Annotated in this window: 20 protein-coding genes; 14 read left to right on the top strand and 6 right to left on the bottom strand. The window is 66.3% G+C overall.

Annotated elements, in window-relative coordinates; genetic code table 11:
• Positions 1-137: 137 nt before the first annotated feature.
• Positions 138-815 carry a TetR family transcriptional regulator C-terminal domain-containing protein gene (locus QFZ42_RS00100; protein ID WP_307698994.1) on the top strand — a complete coding sequence of 226 codons (678 nt, stop codon included), beginning with the start codon at positions 138-140 and terminating at the stop codon, positions 813-815.
• Here QFZ42_RS00100 and QFZ42_RS00095 read toward each other — a convergent pair.
• Entirely contained in the window at positions 812-1,759 is a 948-nt protein-coding gene (locus QFZ42_RS00095; RefSeq protein ID WP_307698993.1) for a LysR family transcriptional regulator, read from the bottom strand. The two genes, QFZ42_RS00100 and QFZ42_RS00095, sit on opposite strands and share 4 nt — an antisense overlap.
• 112 nt (positions 1,760-1,871) lie before the next feature.
• Between QFZ42_RS00095 and QFZ42_RS00090 the strand changes: the two genes are divergently transcribed.
• Positions 1,872-3,095, top strand: coding sequence for an MFS transporter (locus QFZ42_RS00090; protein WP_307698992.1), 1,224 nt, complete (start codon positions 1,872-1,874; stop codon positions 3,093-3,095).
• Positions 3,096-3,179: 84 nt separating this feature from the next.
• Here the strand turns inward: QFZ42_RS00090 and QFZ42_RS00085 are convergent, their stop codons facing one another.
• Positions 3,180-5,273, bottom strand: a complete 2,094-nt coding sequence (locus QFZ42_RS00085) for an O-linked N-acetylglucosamine transferase, SPINDLY family protein (RefSeq protein ID WP_307698991.1) — start codon at positions 5,271-5,273, stop codon at positions 3,180-3,182.
• Between the two features lie 237 nt (positions 5,274-5,510).
• Between QFZ42_RS00085 and QFZ42_RS00080 the strand changes: the two genes are divergently transcribed.
• From QFZ42_RS00080 to QFZ42_RS00050, 7 genes are all read left to right on the top strand, one after another.
• Complete coding sequence (locus QFZ42_RS00080; RefSeq protein ID WP_307698990.1) at positions 5,511-6,098, top strand: NAD(P)H-dependent oxidoreductase; 588 nt, start codon at positions 5,511-5,513, stop codon at positions 6,096-6,098.
• Positions 6,095-7,369 (top strand): amidohydrolase family protein, encoded by a 1,275-nt coding sequence (locus QFZ42_RS00075; protein WP_307698989.1) that lies wholly within the window; start codon positions 6,095-6,097, stop codon positions 7,367-7,369. Before QFZ42_RS00080 ends, QFZ42_RS00075 begins: the two co-directional genes overlap by 4 nt.
• Positions 7,370-7,386: 17 nt before the next feature.
• Positions 7,387-8,250, top strand: coding sequence for a creatininase family protein (locus QFZ42_RS00070; RefSeq protein ID WP_307698988.1), 864 nt, complete (start codon positions 7,387-7,389; stop codon positions 8,248-8,250).
• Between the two features lie 76 nt (positions 8,251-8,326).
• Positions 8,327-9,316: an ABC transporter substrate-binding protein gene (locus QFZ42_RS00065; RefSeq protein ID WP_307698987.1), complete on the top strand. Its 990-nt coding sequence runs from the start codon at positions 8,327-8,329 to the stop codon at positions 9,314-9,316.
• 11 nt (positions 9,317-9,327) lie between these two features.
• Positions 9,328-10,158, top strand: a complete 831-nt coding sequence (locus tag QFZ42_RS00060) for an ABC transporter ATP-binding protein (protein ID WP_307698986.1) — start codon at positions 9,328-9,330, stop codon at positions 10,156-10,158.
• On the top strand, positions 10,155-10,961 hold the full coding sequence (locus tag QFZ42_RS00055) for an ABC transporter permease (RefSeq protein WP_307698985.1): 807 nt from the start codon (positions 10,155-10,157) through the stop codon (positions 10,959-10,961). Before QFZ42_RS00060 ends, QFZ42_RS00055 begins: the two co-directional genes overlap by 4 nt.
• 10 nt (positions 10,962-10,971) lie before the next feature.
• Complete coding sequence (locus QFZ42_RS00050) at positions 10,972-12,345, top strand: FAD-binding oxidoreductase (protein WP_307698984.1); 1,374 nt, start codon at positions 10,972-10,974, stop codon at positions 12,343-12,345.
• A 15-nt stretch (positions 12,346-12,360) separates the two neighbouring features.
• Here QFZ42_RS00050 and lnt read toward each other — a convergent pair whose 3' ends face one another.
• The 4 genes from lnt to QFZ42_RS00030 form a co-directional block, all read right to left on the bottom strand.
• Positions 12,361-13,950, bottom strand: coding sequence for an apolipoprotein N-acyltransferase (gene lnt, locus QFZ42_RS00045; protein WP_307698983.1), 1,590 nt, complete (start codon positions 13,948-13,950; stop codon positions 12,361-12,363).
• On the bottom strand, positions 13,950-14,828 hold the full coding sequence (locus tag QFZ42_RS00040) for an HlyC/CorC family transporter (protein WP_307698982.1): 879 nt from the start codon (positions 14,826-14,828) through the stop codon (positions 13,950-13,952). Before QFZ42_RS00040 ends, lnt begins: the two co-directional genes overlap by 1 nt.
• A 145-nt stretch (positions 14,829-14,973) precedes the next feature.
• Positions 14,974-15,702, bottom strand: a complete 729-nt coding sequence (locus QFZ42_RS00035) for a GNAT family N-acetyltransferase (RefSeq protein ID WP_307698981.1) — start codon at positions 15,700-15,702, stop codon at positions 14,974-14,976.
• Between the two features lie 109 nt (positions 15,703-15,811).
• Positions 15,812-16,285, bottom strand: coding sequence for an Lrp/AsnC family transcriptional regulator (locus QFZ42_RS00030; protein ID WP_157616096.1), 474 nt, complete (start codon positions 16,283-16,285; stop codon positions 15,812-15,814).
• A 167-nt stretch (positions 16,286-16,452) separates the two neighbouring features.
• On the opposite strand from QFZ42_RS00030, the gene hppD reads away from it, so the two are divergent.
• The 5 genes from hppD to QFZ42_RS00005 all read left to right on the top strand — a co-directional run bounded on the left by hppD (position 16,453) and on the right by QFZ42_RS00005 (position 22,050).
• A complete protein-coding gene (gene hppD / locus QFZ42_RS00025; RefSeq protein ID WP_307698980.1) occupies positions 16,453-17,580 on the top strand; it encodes a 4-hydroxyphenylpyruvate dioxygenase in 1,128 nt (375 codons plus the stop codon).
• A gap of 32 nt (positions 17,581-17,612) precedes the next feature.
• Positions 17,613-18,407, top strand: coding sequence for a transporter substrate-binding domain-containing protein (locus QFZ42_RS00020; RefSeq protein WP_307698979.1), 795 nt, complete (start codon positions 17,613-17,615; stop codon positions 18,405-18,407).
• Positions 18,408-18,423: 16 nt separating this feature from the next.
• Positions 18,424-19,305, top strand: a complete 882-nt coding sequence (gene phhA, locus QFZ42_RS00015; protein ID WP_307698978.1) for a phenylalanine 4-monooxygenase — start codon at positions 18,424-18,426, stop codon at positions 19,303-19,305.
• Between the two features lie 119 nt (positions 19,306-19,424).
• Positions 19,425-21,119 (top strand): AMP-binding protein, encoded by a 1,695-nt coding sequence (locus QFZ42_RS00010; RefSeq protein WP_307698977.1) that lies wholly within the window; start codon positions 19,425-19,427, stop codon positions 21,117-21,119.
• 1 nt (position 21,120) lies between these two features.
• Entirely contained in the window at positions 21,121-22,050 is a 930-nt protein-coding gene (locus QFZ42_RS00005) for an MBL fold metallo-hydrolase (RefSeq protein ID WP_307698976.1), read from the top strand.
• Positions 22,051-22,121: the final 71 nt, after the last annotated feature.

The raw sequence follows: 22,121 nt of genomic DNA, 5'->3' as shown, positions 1-22,121 counted from the left end.
TGTCTTGAACGAATTTCTGGAAGCGGCGAGAAGATACATGAACCGTGCCCGCATGCCTTGGTCTTCCATGCCGGCATGGCATGCAGCCATGCGCCTGGGATTACCATCGCCGGGCGCACCGCCGCAAATCCATGCCAATGAACGCCGATCCCGCTGCCCTTCCCCCGACGACCGCCCAGGAAATGCCCGCCCCCGACGGCCCGCTGTCGAGAGCCCGCCCGGGGCGCGAACGCATCATGGCGGCCATCCGCTCGGCGGCCGTGACCGAGTTCAGCCTGCACGGCCTGAAGGGCACGTCCACCCAGGCCATTGCCGCGCGCGCCGGCCTCACCAAGCCGCAGCTGCACTACTACATCGCCGGCAAGGAAGAGCTCTACGAAGAGCTGCTGATGCAGGTGCTGCATGCCTGGAAAGTGGTGTTTTCGTTCGAAGACGCCAGCGACCCGGCCACGGTGCTCGGCGACTACATCCGCAAGAAGCTCGACCACGCCTTCGACAACCCCGAGATCTCGCGCATCTTCACGCGCGAGGTGCTCGACGGCGGCCGCAACCTCGACCGCTACTGGCCCAACGCGCGGGCCTGGACGCAGAAGAAGGTCGACGTCGTCAACGGCTGGATCGCGCGCGGGCAGATGCGCCCGCTCGACGCGCGCCTGCTGCTGATGCACATCTGGGCCATGACCCAGAGCTACGCCGACTACGCGATTCAGACGCGCGTGATGCTCGGCCTGCCGCCCGACGCGCCCATCGACCGCGAGCCGATTGCGCGCGAGCTGGTGGCGTTCGTGCTGGGCGGCTGCGGGATCAAGGCTTAGCCTTTCGCGGCCCCGGCTTCCCAAGCCCGGCCCGCCGGGTCGGCCAGCGCGAGCCGCATCATTTCGATGAAGCGGCGCAGCCGTGCCGGCTGGAAGCGCGCATGCGGGTAGGTCAGGTACACGGGCAGCGCCGCGACATGCCACTGCGGCACGAGCTGCACCAGCCGGCCGCTCGCGATGTCGTCGTTCATGAGCCAGGCAGAGCCCAAGCAGGCCCCCAGGCCCATGCGCGCCGCGCTGTGCAACGCGTAAAGGCTGTCGGTGCTCATGCGCGGGCGGATAGGCACGCGGGCCACCTCGCCGGTCGGCCGGTGCGTGAGCACCACCTCGTTGCGATAGAAGGTGCGCAGCGCGAGCCAGGGCAAGCCGGCCAGCTCGGACGCATGCGCGGGCGGCGCCCGCCCGGCCAGCACCGAGGGGGCGGCGACCACCACGCGCGGCACTTCCGAAAGCTTGATGGCCACCGCCATGGTGTCGGTCACTTCGCCGACCTGAATGGCGCAGTCGACGCCTTCGGCGATGAAATCGGGCCGGCGGTCGTTCAGCAGCCATTCGACGGCCACCCGCGGGTACGCGCGAAGGTAGTCGGCCAGCGGCCCGACCAGCATCAGCTGGCCCATCGCATGCGGCGCCACCACGCGCAGCGTGCCCTCGGGCTCGTCGCCCACCCCGCGAAGATCGGCCTCGAAAGCGTGCCAGTCGGCGATCAGCTCCCTGGCCCGCTCGTAGCAGCGCTCGCCGTCCTCGGTGAGCTTCATGGCGTGCGTGGACCGGCGCAGGAGCCGCACACCCAGCGAACGCTCCAGCGCCTGCAGCCGGCGGCTGACGGTGGGCTGCGTCGCGCCCATCTGCTGGGCGGCGGCGGAAAGGCTGCCGGCCTCGACGATGTGGACGAAGGTTTGCATCAGCTCGATGCGGTCGGCGGCGGGAGAAGGAGTCGACATGGCTTCGTCTTTATGCGTGCGGCGTATAGACATTGTGCGATCTTCAGGGCTACCAAGTCACGCCTCAGAGGCGCACATTTCAACCCTTGCTCGATATTCAAGGGTTAACACCATGTCTTCCATTCAAACAACGCATGCCATAGAGGCCGTTGCACCGACGGCACGCGATCTGCCCGCTGCGCTGGTTCTTCTGCTCGCCACCGGCGCCGGCCTGTCGGCGGCCTCGCTCTACTACGCCCAGCCGATGCTCGGCGTGCTGGGCGCCGACATCGGCGCCTCCGCGCGGTCGGTGGGCTTCATTCCCACGCTGACGCAGCTGGGCTATGCGCTCGGAATTCTTCTGCTGGCACCACTGGGCGACCGCTTCGACCGGCGCCGCATCGTGCTGGCCAAGGCCGCCGTGCTGTGCGCGGCGCTGCTGGTGGCGGGCGCCGCGCCGTCGATCGGCGTGCTGCTCGCAGCCAGCCTCGCCATCGGTCTCGCGGCCACGATGGCGCAGGACATCGTGCCCGCCGCAGCGACGCTGGCACCCGAAGCCACGCGCGGCAAGACGGTCGGCACGGTGATGACGGGGTTGCTGCTCGGCATCCTGCTGTCGCGCGTGGTGAGCGGCTTCATTGCCGAGCACTTCGGCTGGCGCGCCATGTTCATCGCGGCCGCGGCCAGCATCGCACTCATCGGCGCGGCCGCCTGGCGCGGCCTGCCGCGCTTCCGGCCCACCACGCACCTGGCCTATGGCGCGCTGCTCGGCTCGCTGGGCACGCTGTGGTCGCGCCACGGCACGCTGCGCCGCGCCGCGCTGGCCCAGGCGCTGCTGGCGGTGGGATTCAGCGCCTTCTGGTCGACGCTGGCGGTGATGCTGCACGGCGAGCCGTTCCACCTGGGCAGCGCGGCGGCAGGCGCTTTCGGCCTGGCCGGCGCGGCGGGCGCACTCGCGGCGCCGCTGGCCGGACGACTGGCCGACCGCAGCGGACCGGAACTGGTGACGCGGCTCGGCGCGGGGCTGGTGGTGGTGTCGTTCGCAGCCATGGGGTTGGCGCCGCTGTTGCTGCCGCATGCGCAGCTCTGGCTGCTGGCGCTCGCCGCCATCGGCTTCGACCTGGGCATGCAGGCGGCGCTGATCGCGCACCAGACCATCGTCTACGGCATCGAGCCCGGTGCGCGCAGCCGGCTCAATGCGGTGCTGTTCACGAGCATGTTCATCGGCATGGCGGCCGGCTCGGCACTCGGCGCGCTGGTGCTTGCCCAATGGGGCTGGGCAGGCGTGACAGGGCTGGCTACCGGCACGGCCGCTGCCGCGCTGGCCGTGCGGCTCTGGCCGCGCAAGGCAGCGTAGCCGCACACGCACACGCACACGCGCTCGGGCTCCGCCACGCGATCCGCGCAAGGCAAGAACGGAAAACGAGCGGCTGCGATGTTCTCACGAGGCCCCGACGCGGATATGGTCCGGCGGCAAGCCGAGCCGATGGCGATCCCACATCGCCGCGAAGGCAGCTTCGATCCGCCGTGCGAACAGCGGCGTATCGAACAGTGGGGTCTCGGTGCGGTTACAGCGAAGGCGGCGGCGCAAGGCGGCCAGCTTCGCAGGCGAGGTCGCCAGGGCCAGCGCCGCCGCCTCGTACGCGTCCACGCTGCGGGTCACGAGCTCGGGAAGGCCGATGGTGTTCAGCAGACTCGCAGCAACCCGGGACGCGAAGGTGCGGCCGGCAAGCGTCAGCACCGGCAGACCGGCCCACAGTGCATCGCTGCAGGTGGTGTGCGCGTTGTAGTGGAAGGTGTCCAGGAACAGGTCGGCGTGCGTGTGGCGCGCCAGGTGATCGGCGAGCGGCAGGCGTTCGGCCCACACCACGCGGCCGGATTCGACGCCGCGCGCCATGGCCTCGGCCTCGATACCGGCCACCGCCGCATCGCTGCCCCTCAACAGCCACAGGACACTGCCGGGCACCTGGCGCAACAGCCGCATCCAGACCTCGAAGACATCGGGCGTGATCTTGTAGTTGTTGTTGAAGCACGCGAAGACCACGCCCTGCGCCGGCAGGCCCATGTCCTCGCGGGTCGATGCGGCATCGGCGATCGCCCGGGTGTCATCGTTGGCCTGGTATGCCCCGGGCAGGACGACCACCTTTTCCGCGTAGTGGCCGTATTCGTCGGGTTGGATCAGCGTCGCGTCGGCAACGATGTAGTCCATGAAGTCGCAGCCCATCGAGGCGGGAAAGCCGAGATAGTTGACCTGCACCGGTGCCGCGCGGTGCGCAAAGATGCTCGGACGCGCGCCTTCGGTGAAGCCATTGAGGTCGACCGCGATGTCGACGCCTGCGGCCCGTGCCATCGACGCGATCTGCGCATCGCTTCGGTCGCCGACGTCCATGAAGCGGTCGAGCGCTGCCGCGACCCGTCCGGTCATCGGGTGCGCCGTCGCGGGGCCCAAGGCAAAGCCGAAGCACTCGAAGCGCTCGCGATCGTGGCATTCGAACAATCGCACCACCAGCTGGGATGTGGCGTGATTGCGGAAGTCGGACGAGAAATAGCCGATCCGCAGCTTCCGCCGCTCCGATGGCGGCCGCTTGAAGCCGGTGTTGCCTGCGCGGGCCGGATAGTGGTCCTGCGCGTAGGTGCGGGCGCATGCCAGCAGCGTGGCCGGACACGCGGGGGTGGCGAGCAGCGAGAACGGGACGGCCGCCTTCTCTCCGGCGCCAACGCGCGCCAGCGTGTCGGCCACCGTCCGCTCCCATCCCGACCAGCGGCACACGAGCATGTTGTTGTAGAGCCAATGGCCCCGACCGTAGGCGGTGTCGGGCGGAAGCCTTGCGATCTCCTCGTGCGCAGCCTGAGCCTCGGCATGCCGACCGAGGCGCGCGAGGATCATGGCGCGGTTCATGAGCGCGGCGCCGTCGTCCGGCGCCAGCGCCAGGGCCTGTTCGCAGCTTCGCAGCGCCTCCGGTCCGCGTCCGAGTTCGGCCAGCGCAAGCCCGCGTTCGACCCAGGCCCGCACCAGTTCGGGATCTGACGCCAGTGCCTGGTCGCAGTGCCGAAGCGCCTCATCGAAGCGGTGCAGCTCGGCCAGGGTCCGCGCGAAGTTGGCGTGCAACTCGGGCGAGTTCGCATCGATGTCGAGTGCGCGCCCAAAGGCTTCCAGGGCCCGCTCGTGCTCGCCGAGCGCGCTGTGGGCGACCCCCGTCTCGTGCCAGGCCTCGAAGAAATCGCCGCCCCGTGCAACCGCACGCTGGAACGACCGCAGGGCGGCGCGCGCCTGCCCGCGCCGCAACTGGACCCTTCCGAGATAGAAGAGCGCCTCTGCCGAGCACCCCGGCAAGCTCGACGCCTTGAGCAGGAGCTCTTCGCACGCATCCAGCTGATCGCGGTTGCCGCAGATATAGGCCAGCAACTCGTACGCTTTCGAAATCGCCTTGTTGCGTCCGATGACCTGACGCAGCAGATCCTCGGAACGCTCGATCTGTCCGGCACGGAAGTGGCGGTCGGCCAAGACGATTTTCTGGTGCGTGGATTGCGGCATCGAAGTGTTGTGGACGTAGAGCTCACCCCGTCCCGGCACAGCGGCCACGCGGGCGCGTGTTGCCGAACATCGAGCCCGACACGCCATCCAGGATACAAACTGTTTCTGCCAGCCATATTACTGGACGCTGGCAGCCCCCCTGCGGACCGGCACAGCCCGCATCCCCACTCCAGTGCATCCAGACTGGCACGTCGCTTGCATAACCTGACCACTTGCTCTGATTAACCGGTCAACACCATGCGCGTGCTCGTCGTCTACTGCCATCCGGTCGAAACCAGCTTCCATGCCGCCCTGCACCAGGAGGTGCTGAAGAACCTGCGCGCGGCCGGGCACGAGGTGGACGACTGCGACCTGTATGCCGAAGGCTTCGACCCGGTGCTCTCGCGCGAGGAGCGGCTGGGCTACCACGAGGTGCCAGGCAACCAGCTGCCGCTCAAGCCCTATGTGGAGCGTCTGCAGTGGGCCGAGGGCATCGTGTTCTGTTTTCCGACCTGGTGCTTCGGCCTGCCCGCGATGCTGAAGGGCTACTTCGACCGGCTCTTCATGCCCGGCGTGGCCTTCGACATCAGCGACCCGGCCCACGTGAAGCCGATGCTCACGCACATCAAGCGCATCAGCGCCGTGGTCACCTATGGGCGGCCGCGCTGGATGGCCTGGTACATGGGCGATCCGCCGCGCAAGATCGTCACGCGCTACATGAAGCGGCTCACCGGCCAGAGGGCCAAGGTGGACTTCCACGCCCACTATCACATGAACGTGGCGACCGAGCCCCAACTCAGGCGCTTCATGGCGCGGGTGGGCGCCGCCATGGCGCGCTTCGCATGACGGCGCCCGCTTTGCTCGACAACGCGCGCCTGCCGCGCTGGCTGCTCCCTTCCGATTGGCCGTTGCGCGACGGCGTGCCGGTGCTGGCGCGCATCGCGCTCGAAGCGGGGCGTGTGCAGTCGGTGCGCCCCGCGTCCGATGGCACCGCGCCGTCCCCGCAGGGTTGGGACCTTGCCGGCACGCTGGTGCTTCCCGGCTTCGTCGATGCGCACACGCACCTCGACAAGGCCTTCACGCTGCCGCGCATGACACAGGTTCAGCCGGGCCTGCTCGGCGCGATCGACGCAATGCTGGCCGACCGCGTGCACTGGAGCGCCGGCGACGTGCGCGAGCGCGCGTCGCGCGGCCTGCAGTGGGCCTGGGAATGCGGCACCACGCATGTGCGCACGCATGTCGATTGGTGGGAGCCCGATGCGACGCCGATGGCCTGGCCCGTGATGGCCGAACTGGCGCAAGAATGGGCGGGCCGGGTGCGGCTAGAACAGGTCAGCCTCATCAAGCTGCCGCTGTTCGAAGAGGCCGCGCAGGCGCTGCGGCTCGCCAGGCAGGTGAAGGCCACGGGCCCGCATGCGCTGCTCGGCGGGTTCGTGCATTCCACCAACTGGAGCAAGAACGCGCTGCGCAACTTGTTGGTGGCGGCGCACGCCTGCGACCTGGACGTCGATCTGCACGTCGATGAAGAACTGAATCCGGCGGCGGTCGGCTTGCAGACCACCGCCCGCATCCTGCGCGAGATCGGCTTCGACGGCCGCGTGGTCTGCGGCCATATCTGCGCGCTGGCCGCGCAACCCGAGGCCCAGGCCTTTGCCACGCTCGACGCGGTGGCGCGCGCGCCCATCACTGTGGTGTCGCTGCCCGCCACCAACCTGCTGCTACAGGACGCGGTGACGGGCCGCACCCCGCGCCTTCGCGGCATCACGCTGGTGAAGGAAGCGCGCGACCGCGGCATTCCGCTGCTGTTCGCGAGCGACAACGTGCAAGACCCGTTCTGCCGCCTAGGCAGCTTCGACCCGGTCGAGGCGCTGGGCACCGCCGCGCTGGTGGCGCAACTGGACGAGCCTTTCGACAACTGGTCGCAGGCGCTGTGCCGCGGCGACTGGCTTCGGCGCGGGCCCGCCACGGCGGCGCCCACGCTCGTCGGCGTCAAGGCCGACCTGGTGCTGTTCACCCACGCCGACCGCCACGGCTGGCCCTCGCGCAGCGCCACCCGCGTGGTGCTGCGCGACGGCTGCGTGACGCACGGCGACGCCACGCCCTTTCATTCCCGCTAAAGAACCAAGGACCTGCCATGCTCCACGGCTACATACCGCCCCACCGCTTCCTGCCCTACCTGAGCTGGACGGAAATCGCCGCCCTGCCCGATCGCGAGAACACGGTCATCGTGCTGCCGTGCGGCGCCATCGAGCAGCACGGCCCGCACCTGCCCTGCTCGGTCGACAGCGTGATCGCCTCGGGCGTGATGGGCAAGGCGCTCGAAAAGCTGCCGCCCGAAGTGCGGGCCTTTGCGCTGCCCACCATCACCTATGGCAAATCGGAAGAGCACCTGCACTTTCCCGGCACCATGACGCTCACCGGCACCACGCTCTTGTCGACGGTGACCGAGATCGGCGAATCGGTCTACCGCGCGGGCTTTCGCAAACTGCTGTTTGCCAACGGCCACGGCGGCCAGCCGCAGGTGCTGGAAATGGCGGCGCGTGAACTGCGCCTGCGGCACGGCGACTTCGTGGTGGTGCCGCACGGCGTTTCGCGCCTGCCGAACGCCTCGAGCAAGCAGATCGGCGAGCAGGAAAAGCGCTTGTCGATGCACGCCGGCCATTCCGAGACGGCGTTGATGCTCGCGCTGTCGCCCGACACCGTGCACATGGAGCGCGCAGCCGCCAACTTTCCGCCGCCGTTCCCGATCAAGCTGCTGTCGGCCGACGGCCGCCCGGCCTGCGCATGGACCGCGCGTGACTTCGGCCCGAGCGGCGTGATCGGCGATCCCACCAGCGCCACGCGCGAACAGGGCGAAGAAATTCTCGACACGCTCTCGGACAGCTGGGCGCAGGCGCTGACGGAGCTCCATGCCCTGCGCTGGGTGGTGCGCGAAGAGGCGACCTGGGAGCGCGGCCACCAGCAGGGCTTTGTCCAGCAGTCGTTCGAGCCCGCCTGAGGCGCGCTCCTTGCATCGGTTCGCTGGCTTCCTTCTTCTTCAACCGTTCTTCCACCCACCTCGAGAGGTTCCCACCATGCGTTCTTCTTTTTCTCTTTCCATGGCCGGCGCCGCCGCGCTCGCACTGTTCGCCGCCGCCGTACCGGCCCAGGCGCAGGACAAGTTCACCTACATGACCAACTGGTACGCGCAAGCCGAGCATGGCGGCTTCTACCAGGCGGTGGCGCAGGGCATCTACAAGAAGCACGGACTCGACGTGACCATCAAGATGGGCGGCCCCCAGGTCAACATCACGCAGATGATGGCCGCGGGCCAGGCCGACTGCATCATGGGTTCGAGCGACATCCAGATGATGCAGGTACGCGAAGGCGGCGTGCCGGTGGTCAATGTGGCCGCCTTCTTCCAGAAGGATCCGCAGGTCCTGATCGCGCACGACGACGTCAAGAAGTTCGAGGACCTCAAGGGCAAGACGCTGCTGATCGGCGCGCAGGCCAACCGCGGCTACTGGCCGTGGCTCAAGGCGAAGTTCGGCTTCACCGACGAACAGACGCGTCCCTACACCTTCAACATCCAGCCCTTCGTGGCCGACAAGAACACCGCGCAGCAGGGCTACCTGACCTCGGAGCCCTACGCGATCCAGAAAGCCGGCGTGAAGAGCACGGTGCTGATGTTCAGCGACCACGGCTTTCCGGCGTATGCCACCACGGTGTCGTGCATGGAAAAGACCGTGAAGGATCGCAGCAAGCAAGTGGCGGCCTTCGTGAAGGCTTCGGCCGAAGGCTGGAAGAGCTACCTCGCCGACCCGGCGCCCGCCAACGCGCTGATCAAGAAGGACAACCCCAACATGACCGACGACCAACTGGCCTACAGCGTCGCCAAGCTGAAGGAAATGGGCATGGTCACCGGCGGCGACGCGGCCACACTCGGCATCGGCGTGATGACCGACGCGCGTTCCAAGGCGAGCTACGACTTTCTCGTGAGCGCCAAGCTGCTCGACCCGGCGAAGGTGGAGCTCGCGAAGACCTACACGACCGAGTTCGTCAAGGACGCCAAGGTTCTGCCCTGAGCCTTCCTTTCATGAATCGCATCGAACCTCACACCCTTGCGCCGCCCGCGGTGCCTGCCGTGCCCGCGGTGGAAGTGCTCTCGGCCGAAAAGACTTACCCGAACGGCACACAGGCGCTGCTGCCGGTGGACCTGTCGATCGCCGAAGGCGAATTCGTCACGCTGCTGGGCCCTTCGGGCTGCGGCAAGAGCACGCTGCTCAAGATGGTGGCGGGCATGCTCGAGCCCAGCGACGGGCGGCTGCTTGTGTGGCGCAAGCCGGTGGCGGAAATCCACAGCTGCCCGCACAAGCTGTCGTTCGTGTTCCAGTCGGCCACGTTGATGCCATGGGCCAGCGTGCGCACCAACGTGCGGCTGCCGCTCGACCTGGCCGGCGTGCCGCGCAAGGAGGCCGATGCACGGGTGATGGAATCGCTTGCACTGGTGGGGCTCGATAAGTTTGCCGATGCGTTGCCGCGCGCGCTCTCGGGTGGCATGCAGATGCGCGTGTCGATCGCGCGCGGGCTGGTCACCCAGCCCGACCTGCTGCTGATGGACGAGCCCTTCGGCGCACTCGACGAGATCACGCGCCACAAGCTCGACGCCGATCTGCTCGACCTCTGGCGCAAGAAGAAGCTCACGGTGATTTTCGTGACGCACTCGATTCACGAGGCGGTGTTCCTCTCGACCCGCGTGGTGATGATGGCCGCGCGGCCGGGTCGCGTGGTGGAACAGTTCCACATCGACGAGCCCTATCCGCGCACACCCGATTTCATGGTCACGCCGGAATTTGCGCGCCATGCCAAGCGCCTGCAGGACAGCCTGCTGCGCGCGAGCCAAGGCGACGAGGAGCATGCGCAATGAAAAAGAGCACGCCCCTTCTAAGCCAGCCGCGCGTGCAGCGCGTGCTTTACCCGGTGCTCATCGGCGTGGTGCTGGTCGCCCTCTGGCAGTGGGTGGTGGTCGCAATGGAACTGCCGCCCTACCTGGTGCCCTCGCCGTTCCTGATGGTGCAGACACTCGTCACCGACTGGGTGCCGCTCGGCAATGCGCTGCTGGTCACGCTCAAGATCACGCTGCTGTCGTTTGCGCTGGCCACCGTGGCGGGCGTGCTGATTTCGTTTCTTTTCGTGCAGAGCAAACGCATCGAAACCGCACTCTTTCCGTATGCGGTGCTGCTGCAGGTGACGCCCATCGTGGCGGTCGCGCCGCTCATCATCATCTGGGTGAAAAACCCGGTGGCCGCAATGACGGTGTGCGCCGCGCTGGTGGCGCTGTTCCCGATCATCAGCAACACCACGCTGGGCCTGCGCAGCATCGACCCGGACCTGCAGAGCTATTTCAAGCTCAACCGCGCGACACGCTGGCAGCAGCTGGTGCGGCTGCGCATTCCGAGCGCGCTGCCGTACTTCTTCGGCGGGCTGCGCATCTCGAGCGGCCTCGCGCTGATCGGTGCAGTGGTGGCCGAGTTCGTGGCCGGCACGGGTGGCTCGGGCGCGGGGCTGGCGTACCAGATTCTGCAGGCCGGCTTTCAGCTGAACATTCCGCGCATGTTCGCGGCCTTGCTGCTCATTTCGCTGACCGGCGTCGCGCTCTTCGTGCTGATGGCCTGGCTCACCAAGCTGGCGCTGGGCTCGTGGCACGCGAGCGAACTTTCCCAGGATTGAACCCTTGACCATGAACGCCTCCATTTCCGCCATCGAACAGCTGTTGCTCGAGCTGCCCGAACTCGACTGGATCACCGACGAAAGCCGCGTGGCCCGTCTGTCGCAAGACTTCTCCTGGTTCAGCCCGGTGCTGAACCGCCAATTGAAGGACAAGCGCGCCGACGTGGTCGTGCGTCCGCGCACCGAGGACGAAATCCGAGCAGTGGTCGGCGCCTGCGCGCGACGCAACGTGCCCATCACCCTTCGCGGCAGCGGCACCGGCAACTATGGACAGACCACGCCGCTGGCGGGCGGGGTGGTGCTCGACATGACGGGCTACAACGCCTTCCTGTGGGCAAAGCCCGGCGTGGCGCGCGCGCAGGCCGGCATTCGCCTGGGCGAGCTCGAGAAGCAGACCAAGCCCTCCGGCCAGGAGATGCGCTGCGTGCCCTCGACCTACCGCAGCGCCACGCTGGGGGGCCTGTTCGGCGGCGGTTTCGGCGGCGTGGGTTCGATCAACTACGGCCCGCTCGGCGCGCCCGGCAACGTGCTCGGCATCCGCGCCATGACCATCGAGGCCGAGCCTCGGATGGTCGAGCTGCGCGGTGCCGAGGCCATGCGCATGCACCACCTCTGGGGCACCAACGGGCTCGTGCTGGAACTGGAGATCGCACTCGCGCCGGCGCACCCTTGGCTCGAAACACTGGTGACCTTCGACAAGTTCGAAGACGCACTGCACTTCGCCGACAAGCTCGCGAACGCGCCCGGCATCGTGAAGCGGGAGGTCGCCTTCTTCGCCGCGCCCACTTCCGATCACCTGGCACAGCTAGCGGCGCATTTGCCCGAGGGCTGCCACACGGTGCTGTCGCTTGTGGCCGAGTCTTGCGAGCCGGCAATGCTGCTGCTGGCCGAGGCGCATGGCGGCACCGTCGGCTACCGCAAGACGGCGGCCGAAGTGCAGAAGAGCAACCGCACGCTGATGGAGTTCACCTGGAACCACACCACGCTGCATGCGCTGAAAGTCGACCCGACGCTGACCTATCTGCAAAGCGGCTTCGTGCCGGGCCGGCATGTCGAGCAGGTCATCGAGATGGAAAAACTGCTCGGCGGCGAGGTGATGATGCACATCGAGTTCATCCGCAACGTGGCGGGGCTCATGACCTGCAGCGGGCTTCAGCTGGTTCGCTTCACCACCGAAGAGAGGCTCGCGGAGATCATCGACATTCACCGTGCGCACAACGTGCACATCAACAACCCGCACGTCAACATCGTGGAGGACGGTAAGGCGGGTGGGCCGCTGCCGCCCGAAGTCATCGAGATGAAGAAACGCTTCGATCCGATGGGGCTGCTGAACCCGGGCAAGCTGCGCGACTGGCCTGTGAAGGCCGCTCCGGCAACGGCCTGACGTTGGCGCTCTGCTTCAGGCCTTGCGGCGGCGCAGTAGGAAAGCGATGACGACGACGGCGATCGCAGCAATCCACAGCGGCCAGAGGCCGAACGGCGCCACCCAGCGCGCATAGGGCGTGAGCCCTGTGCGGCCTTCGACCGACGCTTCGAGCACGCCGCGCGTGAGCCGCGGCAACCGGTGCGTGACGCGGCCTTCGGCATCGATGACCACGGTCGCGCCGGTGTTGGTGGCCCGCACCATCGGGCGCGCGAATTCGAGCGAGCGCATGCGCGAGATGGCCAGGTGCTGGTCGATGGCGACCGAGTTGCCGAACCATGCGATGTTGCTCACGTTGAGCAGGATGGTCGGCGCCGTGGCCTCGTCCTTGAAGTTGGCGCCGATCTCGTCGCCGAACAGGTCTTCGTAGCAGATGTTCGGCGCGATACGCTGGCCCTGCCACGCGAAAGGCGCCTGCGCCAGGCCGCCGCGCGCGAAGTCGCCGAGCGGAATGTTCATCATGCGGATGAACCAGCGAAAGCCCGGTGGAATGAATTCGCCGAACGGCACCAGATGGTGCTTGCTGTAGCTGTAGGGCTCTGCGGCGCCGGGCTGGAAGCCGAGCACCGCGTTGCGGTAGGTGCCCTGGCCACCCATCGGAAGGCCGACGATGGCGGCTTGCGCGCCTTGGCTGTAGCGCGCCTGGATGGCCTCGAGGTAGCCGGCGGGCAGTTGCTGCGGCAGCAGCGGCAGCGCGGTTTCGGGCGTGACCACGAGCGAGGCCTTGGCGTCGCGCAGCTGTTCGCCATACCAGCGCAGCGCCAGGTCGATGCCGCCGCCGGGAATGAATTTCTCGTCTTGCGGGATGTTGCCTTGGAGCAGTGCCATCTGCAGCTTGCCGCTGGAACCCTTTTCGCCTCGTGCGTCGGCGGGCAGCGGATCGATCAAGTGCGGCGCCGCGAACACGGCGGCGATCACGACCAGCGACTGCGCGAGCGCCGCGGTGCGCGCAGGCCGTGTGAGCGCGACCAGCGCGGCCGCGATGGCTGCGAATGCGCCGATGCCGTACACACCGATCCACGGTGCCCAGGCTGCCAGTGGCCCCTCGACATGCGCGTAGCCGCCGGCACCCCAAGGGAATCCGGTGAACCAGCTGCCGCGCACGAGCTCGGCCAGCGTCCACAGCGCGGCGAACACCAAGGCGCCGGCCACGGCCCCTCTCGGTCCTCGGGTGACGAACCAGGCACAGGCGGCGGCGTAATAGAGCCCGAGCGCCGCCGCAAGCGCGAGCACCGCAATGGCCGCGAGCGGTGCCGGAAGCCCGCCGTAGGTGTGCATCGAGATGAAGAGCCACCAGAAGCTGCCGGTGAGCCAGGCCGCCGAGAAGACCCAGCCATGCAGGCCGGCGCGACGCCAGCCGGCGCCCTCGGCGCGCAGCCGGTCCAGCAGGCCGACGAGCGCCGCCAGCGAGATCAGCTGCAGCCACCACAGCGGCTGGCCGTTCGCGGGCCAGGCAATGGCGGCGGCCTGCGCAAGACCCGCGAAAGCAAAGCCGAGAAGGCGCAGCAGGCCGACAGCGGAAAAGGTGCGCGAGGTGCGGAGCGTGGCCGCTGCGGGCAACGGCATCAGTCGGCCGCGTCGCTGCCGCGGGCCGGGGACACCTTGAACCAGCGCACGGCGCCGCCCTTGGTGTGCAGCACCACGAAGTCGAAGCCGCCGATGGCGTGGTGTTCGCCTCGCTTGGGCACGTGGCCCATCTCGTGCGCGATGAGGCCGCCGATGGTGTCGAAGTCTTCGCTCAGCTGTTCTTCGTCGAAGGTGATGCCGAAGGCCTCGGCCACGCGCTCGATGGGCGTGTCGCCCGAGACGCGGTAGGTGTGGTCGGCCAGGCCGAAGATGTCGCCCTCGTCTTCGGCAATGTCGAACTCGTCTTCGATTTCGCCGACGATCTGCTCGAGCACGTCCTCGATGGTGATGAGGCCGGCCACACGGCCGAACTCGTCGATGACGATGGCCAGGTGGTTGCGGTTGCCGCGGAACTCGCGCAGCAGGTCGTTCAGGCCCTTGCTTTCGGGCACGAAGGTGGCCGGGCGCAGCAGCGCGCGGATGTTGAGCCCCGGCGCGCGTTGCAGCTTGAGCAGGTCTTTCGCGAGCAGGATGCCGATGATGTTTTCTTTTTCGCCCTCGTACACCGGAAAGCGCGAGTGCGCGGTGTCGATGACCAGATGCAGCAACGCGTCGAACGGCGCGTCGATGTTCACCAGGTCCATGCGCGGGGCGGCCACCATCACGTCGCCGGCCGTCATGTCGGCCATGCGCAGCACGCCTTCGAGCATCACGCGCGATTCGGCGCCGATCACCTCGTTGTCCTCGGCGTCGGCCAAGGTTTCGATCAACTCGTCGCGCGAGTCGGGACCGGGGTGGATGAATTCGGCCAGTTTCTGGAGAAAGCCGCGCTTGTCTTCCCGTTCGACGGGTGCGCGTTCAGGGTGAGGTTCGGCCACTGCGGGAGGCGTAGTTGAAGAGATACAAGGATACCGGATTGCGTGTGACAGGCTCTACCCCCGGCAATTCCGCCACGGAAAGAAACAAATCCAGCCGCCGCCGAAACCGCCCGGAGAGCTGCGCCTGCAACGGCCAGCGGCGCCCCTATGGGGCCGACTTGCTGCGCGCGTCCCTCATGCCGCTGCGCACTTCCTGCAGGCTCGCGAGAAAGGCCCAGAACTGCTTGGCGCGGGTCTTGAGGTGGTAGTCGACCGCCGCGTAGTGCTCGAGCGCAATTTCGCTCATGCGGCTGTCGAAGGTGGCGCTCGGCAGCTGCAGATGCGCCTCGGACTCCGAGCCGCTGCGCACCACGGTGGCGCCGGCGTTGCGGGCGATCTTCAGCATGGCGGCGTTTTCGCTCAGCGCATGGATGAAGAGCATGCCCACGCCTTCGTTGCGCGCCACGACCACGGCACGCTCGAACAGGCGGGCTCCGTAGCCGCGGCCGCGCGCATGCGCCGCCACGGACACGCCGAACTCGGCGCAGTCGCTGTGCTGGTCGTCCGGCGCGAACGCCAGGTGCGCCATGGCAATCAGGTCGAGGCGGCGGTTGTAGATGCCGAAGAGCTCGTCGCGGTCGAAGTCGAGGCCGTCGACGTAGCGCTGCACCTGCTCGTCCGACGCGGCGTAGCCGAAGCGCAAGTAGCGGTCATGAGGGGTCAGCGCCAGAAGATGGCGGGCGATGCGGTCGCGTTCGCGCGGGCCGATCGAGCGGATCGGCACCATGACGGGCTGGGGCGCGCGGGTCGCGCGCGGTTGCGCCTCAACCATCGGCGCCTTCAGGAAAGAGCCGAGGCCGAGAGACGCTTGAATCAGGGTCTTGGCGGAGAGCATGGTTCAAATATAAGGGTTTTCCCTTAATCAACAAGTCCGAACGGGTACTTCCGGTTGTCATTTGTGAACCAATACCAAATCGCGTGTGATTCGAGCAACGAACCCGTTGCTAAACCGGTACAGCCGTTGTGGCCTTGACACGGTCGAGCACGAAGCTGGTCTTGCAGTCTTCGACGCTGGGGTGCTTGAGCAGGGTGTCCATGATGAAGCGGCTGTAGTGGCCCATGTCGGCCACCACCACGCGCAAGAGATAGTCCATCTCCCCGGTCAACGCCGCGCATTCGACCACCTCGGGCCAGGTCTGGACGCTGGCCCGGAACAGGTCCATGGGGTTGCGCTTGTGGCTTTCGGTGTGCTTTTCGAGCCGCACATTCAAGTAGGCGGTGAGGCCAAGGCCGATGACCTCCGGGCGAACGAGCGCCACGTAGCGGTCGATCACACCGCTTTCTTCCAGCCGTTTGACCCGCCTGAGCACGGCGCTGGGGGAAAGGCTGACCTGCTCCGCGATCTGGTCGTAGGTGGCACGCCCGTCTGCTTGCAGCGTGCGCAATATGAGCCGATCAATCTTGTCGAGTGCTTCCATGTCTGTATTTTTGCAGTTTTACTGCGTCATGACCACCCGCAGCGCCCAACAACGCTGAAAACATGAGTGGCATCCGCCCTACATTGCTGCAAAGGCCGCTTTCGCGTGCTTTTTCGTTTTCCGACCGCAATTTCTTGCCACTCGAACCCACTTCTGGAGACCCACCCATGAGCCATACCGACGCCCCCGCCTTCACGCCCTGGGACAACCCGATGGGGACCGACGGCTTCGAATTCATCGAATACGCGGCGCCGGATCCGGTCGCCATGGGCCAGGTGTTCGAGCGCATGGGCTTCACAGCGGTGGCCAAGCACCGCCACAAGAACGTGCTGCTGTACCGCCAAGGCACGATCAACTTCATCGTGAATGCCGAGCCTGACTCGTTCGCGCAGCGCTTCGCACGCGAGCACGGCCCGAGCGTCTGCGCCATCGCTTTCCGCGTGCAGGATGCCAAGCAGGCCTACGAGCGCGCGATTTCGCTGGGTGCCTGGGGCTTTGCCGACAAGGCCGGGCCCGGCGAGCTGAATATTCCCGCCATCAAGGGCATCGGCGACAGCCTGATCTACCTGGTCGACCGCTGGCCCGGCAAGAACGGCGCGAAGCCGGGCGACATCGGGAACATCGGCTTCTACGACGTCGACTTCGAGCCGCTGCCGGACGTTGCCTCTCAGGATGCGCTCGCGCCCAAGGGCAACGGCCTCACCTACATCGACCACCTCACGCACAACGTGTACCGGGGCCGGATGAATGTGTGGGCCGGCTTCTACGAGAAGCTCTTCAACTTCCGCGAGATCAAGTACTTCGACATCGAAGGCCAGGTGACGGGCGTGAAGAGCAAGGCCATGACCAGCCCCTGCGGCAAGATCCGCATCCCGATCAACGAAGAGGGGAAGGAGCAGGCGGGCCAGATCCAGGAGTACCTGGACATGTACCGCGGCGAAGGCATCCAGCACATCGCGATGGGCTCGGACAACCTGTACGAGACCGTCGATGCGCTGCGCGCCAAGGGCGTGACATTGCTCGACACCATCGACACGTATTACGAACTGGTCGACAAGCGCATTCCCGGCCATGGCGAAAGCGTGTCCGAGCTGCAGAAGCGCAAGATCCTGATCGACGGCAAGAAGGACGCGCTGCTGCTGCAGATCTTCAGCGAGAACCAGCTCGGTCCGATCTTCTTCGAGTTCATTCAGCGCAAGGGCGACGACGGCTTCGGCAACGGCAACTTCAAGGCGCTGTTCGAGAGCATCGAGCTCGACCAGATGCGGCGTGGCGTGCTGACGGCCCCAAAATAAGCGCCTCTTTTTTTCATTGCCCAGGAGCCTCCATGCACAGCACGTTTTCGATCGGCCTGACCCTCACCGCGGCCGCGGCCGTTCTTTCCGGTTGCGCGATGGCGCCGCCCGCCCCTGCGGCCGTGTCGCACCTGGACACTGTGCAGAAGGCCGCCGTGCTGCGCATCTGCACACCGGGCGACTACAAGCCTTTCAGCTTTCAGAAAGCCGACGGGACGTTCGAAGGCATCGACGTCGATCTCATGACAGGTTTCAGCACCAGCCTCGGAGCCAAGCCCGAGTGGGTCAAGACCACGTGGGCGAACCTGCTGCCCGACCTCACGGCCGGCAAGTGCGACGTGGCGGTCGGCGGCGTTTCGGTGACCACCGACCGGCAGAAGCGCGCCTTCTTCAGCGCGCCTTACATGGTGAACGGCAAGGCACCGATTGCACGCTGCGCCGACGTGGCCAAGTACCAGAGCGTGGCCGACATCGACAAGCCTTCGACCCGGGTCATCTTCAATCCGGGCGGCAGCAACGAGCGCTTCGCACGCGCGAACTTCAAGCAGGCCAAGCTCACGCTGCACGGCGAGAACGTGACGATCTTCGACGAGATCCTTGCCGACCGCGCCGATGTCTTCGTGACCGAGTCCGCGGAAGCCATCACGCAGCAAAAGCTCAAGCCCGGGCTCTGCGCCATCAATCCCGAGAAGCCATTGCAGTACGGCGAAATGGCGTGGATGCTGCCGCGCGACGACGTGACCTTCAAGGCTTATGTCGACCAATGGCTGCATCTGCAGCAAGCCGGCGGCGACTTTCAGCGCGTGATGAACCACTGGCTCAAATAACCAGAGAGCACTTTCCATGGACACCCTTGCCGCCGCCACTGCTGCTGTCAAACCTGCCGTTTACGGCGCTTCGGATCGCCCGCCGCGCGGCGACTACTCCCGCGGCGGCGCGGTGCATGCCGACTACACCTGCCCGCAGGACTGGGCCAGCTACACGCCGGCCGACCATGACACCTACAAGCGGCTCTACGAGCGGCAGGCGGCGCAGTTGCCGGGGCTGGCTTGCGATGCGTTCATCAAGGCCCTGCCGTCGCTGGGCGTGAAGGACCACATTCCTCGCTTCGAGGAAATCAACGAACGGCTGCATCGCGCCACCGGTTGGGAAATCGTCGCGGTGCCGGGGCTGATTCCCGAGCTACCGTTCTTCACCTTGCTGGCGAACCGCAAGTTTCCGGTGACCGACTGGATCCGCAAGCCCGAGGAGTTCAACTACATCGTCGAGCCCGATGTGTTCCACGACCTGTTCGGCCATGTGCCGATGCTGTTCGACCCGACCTTTGCGGACTACGTGCAGCGCTATGGCGAAGGCGGCATCAAGGCGCACGAACTGGGTGCGGGCGAGAAGCTCGCGCGCCTGTATTGGTACACGGTGGAGTTCGGGCTGATCCGGCAAGCCGACGGCCTGCGCGCCTACGGCGCCGGCATCCTGAGTTCCGTCGGCGAATTGCAGCACGCGGTGCGCAGCAACGAACCGCACCGGCTGCCGCTCGACCTGCTGCGGACCATGCGCACGCGCTACAAGATCGACACGTACCAAAGCAACTACTTCGTGATCGAGAGTTTTGCGCAGTTGTTCGAGCTCACGGCGCCGGACTTCACGCCTCTCTACCGCGCGCTCGAGGTGGCGCCTGACATTCCGGCCGGGGTGCTGCTGCCGGGCGAGTCCGGCAAGGCCTGAGAATGCTCCTCGCGGGCTGCGCGCTATCGCGTGCGCGACAGCGCCTGCTCCGCTCCTAGGACAAGCCCGCTGGCGGCGGGATGCATCTGGCTCCCACAATCCGCGCAAAAGGAGCTTGCATGCAGACATCCGCGCGACCCCCCAACTATCCGGCCGACGTGCCGCACGAGATCCATCCCGAGCAGTACGGGTCTCTGAGCCATATGTTCGACGAAGCCTTCGGCCGCTACGCCGAACGGCCCTTCTCGGTGTGCATGGAGCGCTGGATGTCGTACGGGGAGCTCGACACTTTGTCGAAGGCGCTGGGCGCGTGGCTCCAGTCGCTCGGCCTCGAGCCAGGCGCGCGGGTCGCCATCATGCTGCCCAACGTGCCCCAGTTCGCGGTCACGATGTGCGGCGTGCTTCGGGCGGGCTATACCTGCGTCAACGTCAATCCGCTCTACACGGCGCGCGAGCTCGAGCATCAGCTGAAGGATTCCGGCGCCACGGCCATCGTCATCCTCGAGAACTTCGCCGCGACTTTGGAGCAGGTGATCGAGCGCACGCCGGTCAAGCATGTGGTCGTCACGTCGATGGGCGATCTGTTGGGGGGGTTCTATGGAGCCTGGATCACGATCGCGGTTCGCCACCTGGCGAAGATGGTTCCGCCCTACAAGCTGCCGCTGAGCGATGGCCGCACGGTCACGCCGTTCTCCAAGGTGATCGCCGAGGGACGCGGACGGACCTTGGGACCAGATCAGAGCACGCTCGATTCCATCGCCTTCCTGCAGTACACCGGCGGCACGACGGGTCTGTCCAAGGGCGCGGTGCTGACCCACCGCAACATCGTCGCGGCGACCCTGCAGGCGGAGGCCTGGTTCACGCCTGCGCTATCGCGGGCGGGCGATCTGTCGAAGGTCAACAGCATCGCGGCATTGCCGCTGTATCACATCTTCGCGCTGACGCTCTGCCTGCTTGTCATCCGCCAAGGCTCGCACATGACGCTGATTCCCAATCCGCGCGACTTCAGCAAGTTCATCGCGGTGCTCAAGAAGCGGCCGTTCCACATGCTGCCGGCAGTGAACACGCTGTTCAATGCGCTGTTGATGCACCCCGAGTTCAAGTCGATCGATTTTTCAACGTTGTTCGTGTCGCAGGCAGGCGGAATGGCCGCGTCGGAGGGCACCGCACAGCGGTGGTTCGAGGCCACCGGCTGTCCGATGATCGAAGGCTGGGGGATGAGCGAAACCTGTGCGATCGGTACGAACAATCCGGTGTCGAACACAAAGTTCACGGGCACCATCGGCTTGCCGCTGCCGAGCATCGAGATTGCGATCAAGGACGACGAAGGAAACTCCCTGCCCATCGGCACAGCAGGCGAGCTTTGCATCAAGGGCCCGAACGTGATGACCGGCTACTACAACCAGCCGGCCGAAACGGCGGCCGCCTTCACGGCAGACGGATTCATGCGCACCGGCGACATCGCCCTCATGCAGGAAGACGGCTACAGCCGCATCGTCGACCGCAAGAAGGACATGATCCTGGTGAGTGGCTTCAATGTCTTTCCAAACGAACTGGAGAATGTGATTTCGCTGTGCCCCGGCGTCGTCGAATGCGCCGCTGTCGGCGTGCCCGACGAAAAGCAGGGCGAGGCCATCAAGGTGTTTGTCGTGCGACGGGACGCGGCGCTGACCGAAGAAGCCGTGCTGCAGTACTGCAACGGGCAGCTCACGGGCTACAAGCGGCCCAAGCACATCGAGTTCCGGGATTCCTTGCCGAAGACAAACGTTGGGAAGATCCTGCGGCGCGAGCTGCGCACCACCGCGAGCGCATGACATGAGCGGGCCCGCCGCGTCCGGGCTGCCGGCGAATCTCATCGTCTTCGAGCGCGGCTGGCTTTCCTCGAACAACATCCTGTTCATCGGGACCGATGAGGCCTCGCTGGTCGACACCGGGTATGCCACGCATGCCGATCAGACCTTGGCACTCGTCGAATCGGCCCTGGGAGGCCGCCCGCTCGACCGGATCCTGAATACGCATCTGCACAGCGACCACTGTGGCGGCAATGCGGCCCTGCAGCGGCGTTATCCGGATGTTCGGACCGAGATTCCACCGGGGGAGGCGGCGCTGGTCGAACGCTGGGACGAACGTGGTTTGAGCTTTCTTGCGACAGGGCAGATCTGTCCGAAGTTCGGATTCACCAGCTTGCTGCGGCCAGGCACGGAGTGCGTGCTTGGCGACCGGTCATGGCAAGTGCATGGGGCCCCGGGTCACGACCCTCATTCGATCATCCTGTTCGAACCCGTTTCGCGCACGCTCATCTCGGCAGACGCCTTGTGGGAGAACGGGTTTGGTGTTGCCTTTCCCGAACTCGCGGGCGAGCCGTCTTTCGGGGATGTGGCTGCAACTCTGGATCGGATCGAAACGCTGGCACCGCAGCAGGTAATTCCAGGGCACGGCCGTGTCTTCAATGAAGTCGAGAAAGCCTTGGGCACTGCGCGTCGCCGGCTCGATGGTCTTCAGCGCGATCCCGCAAAGCACGCACGGCATGCCATCAAGGTACTGATGAAATTCAAGCTGCTGGAGGTGCAGTCGATCACTCTGGACGAGTGGTCAGCCTGGCTTCTGGACGCGTCATATCTCGAAATCATTCGCTCGCGCTTCTTCGCCGAGACGGAGCCGGGTCGGCTGGCCGAAGACATCTTGGCGGAATTGATCGCCGCAGGAGCGGCCGAGATGGACTCGTCTTTCATCCGCAACATCTGACCTTGCTCTTCTGAAATAAAAAAGCGCACCATCGAAAGACGGTGCGCTTTTTTAAAGCTCCAAAAGAAAAA

Source organism: Variovorax paradoxus (assembly GCF_030815855.1).
GTDB lineage: Bacteria > Pseudomonadota > Gammaproteobacteria > Burkholderiales > Burkholderiaceae_C > Variovorax > Variovorax paradoxus_M.
The sequence above is the reverse complement of the archived record's forward strand: the minus strand, read 5'-3'. Positions and strand labels throughout refer to the sequence as shown.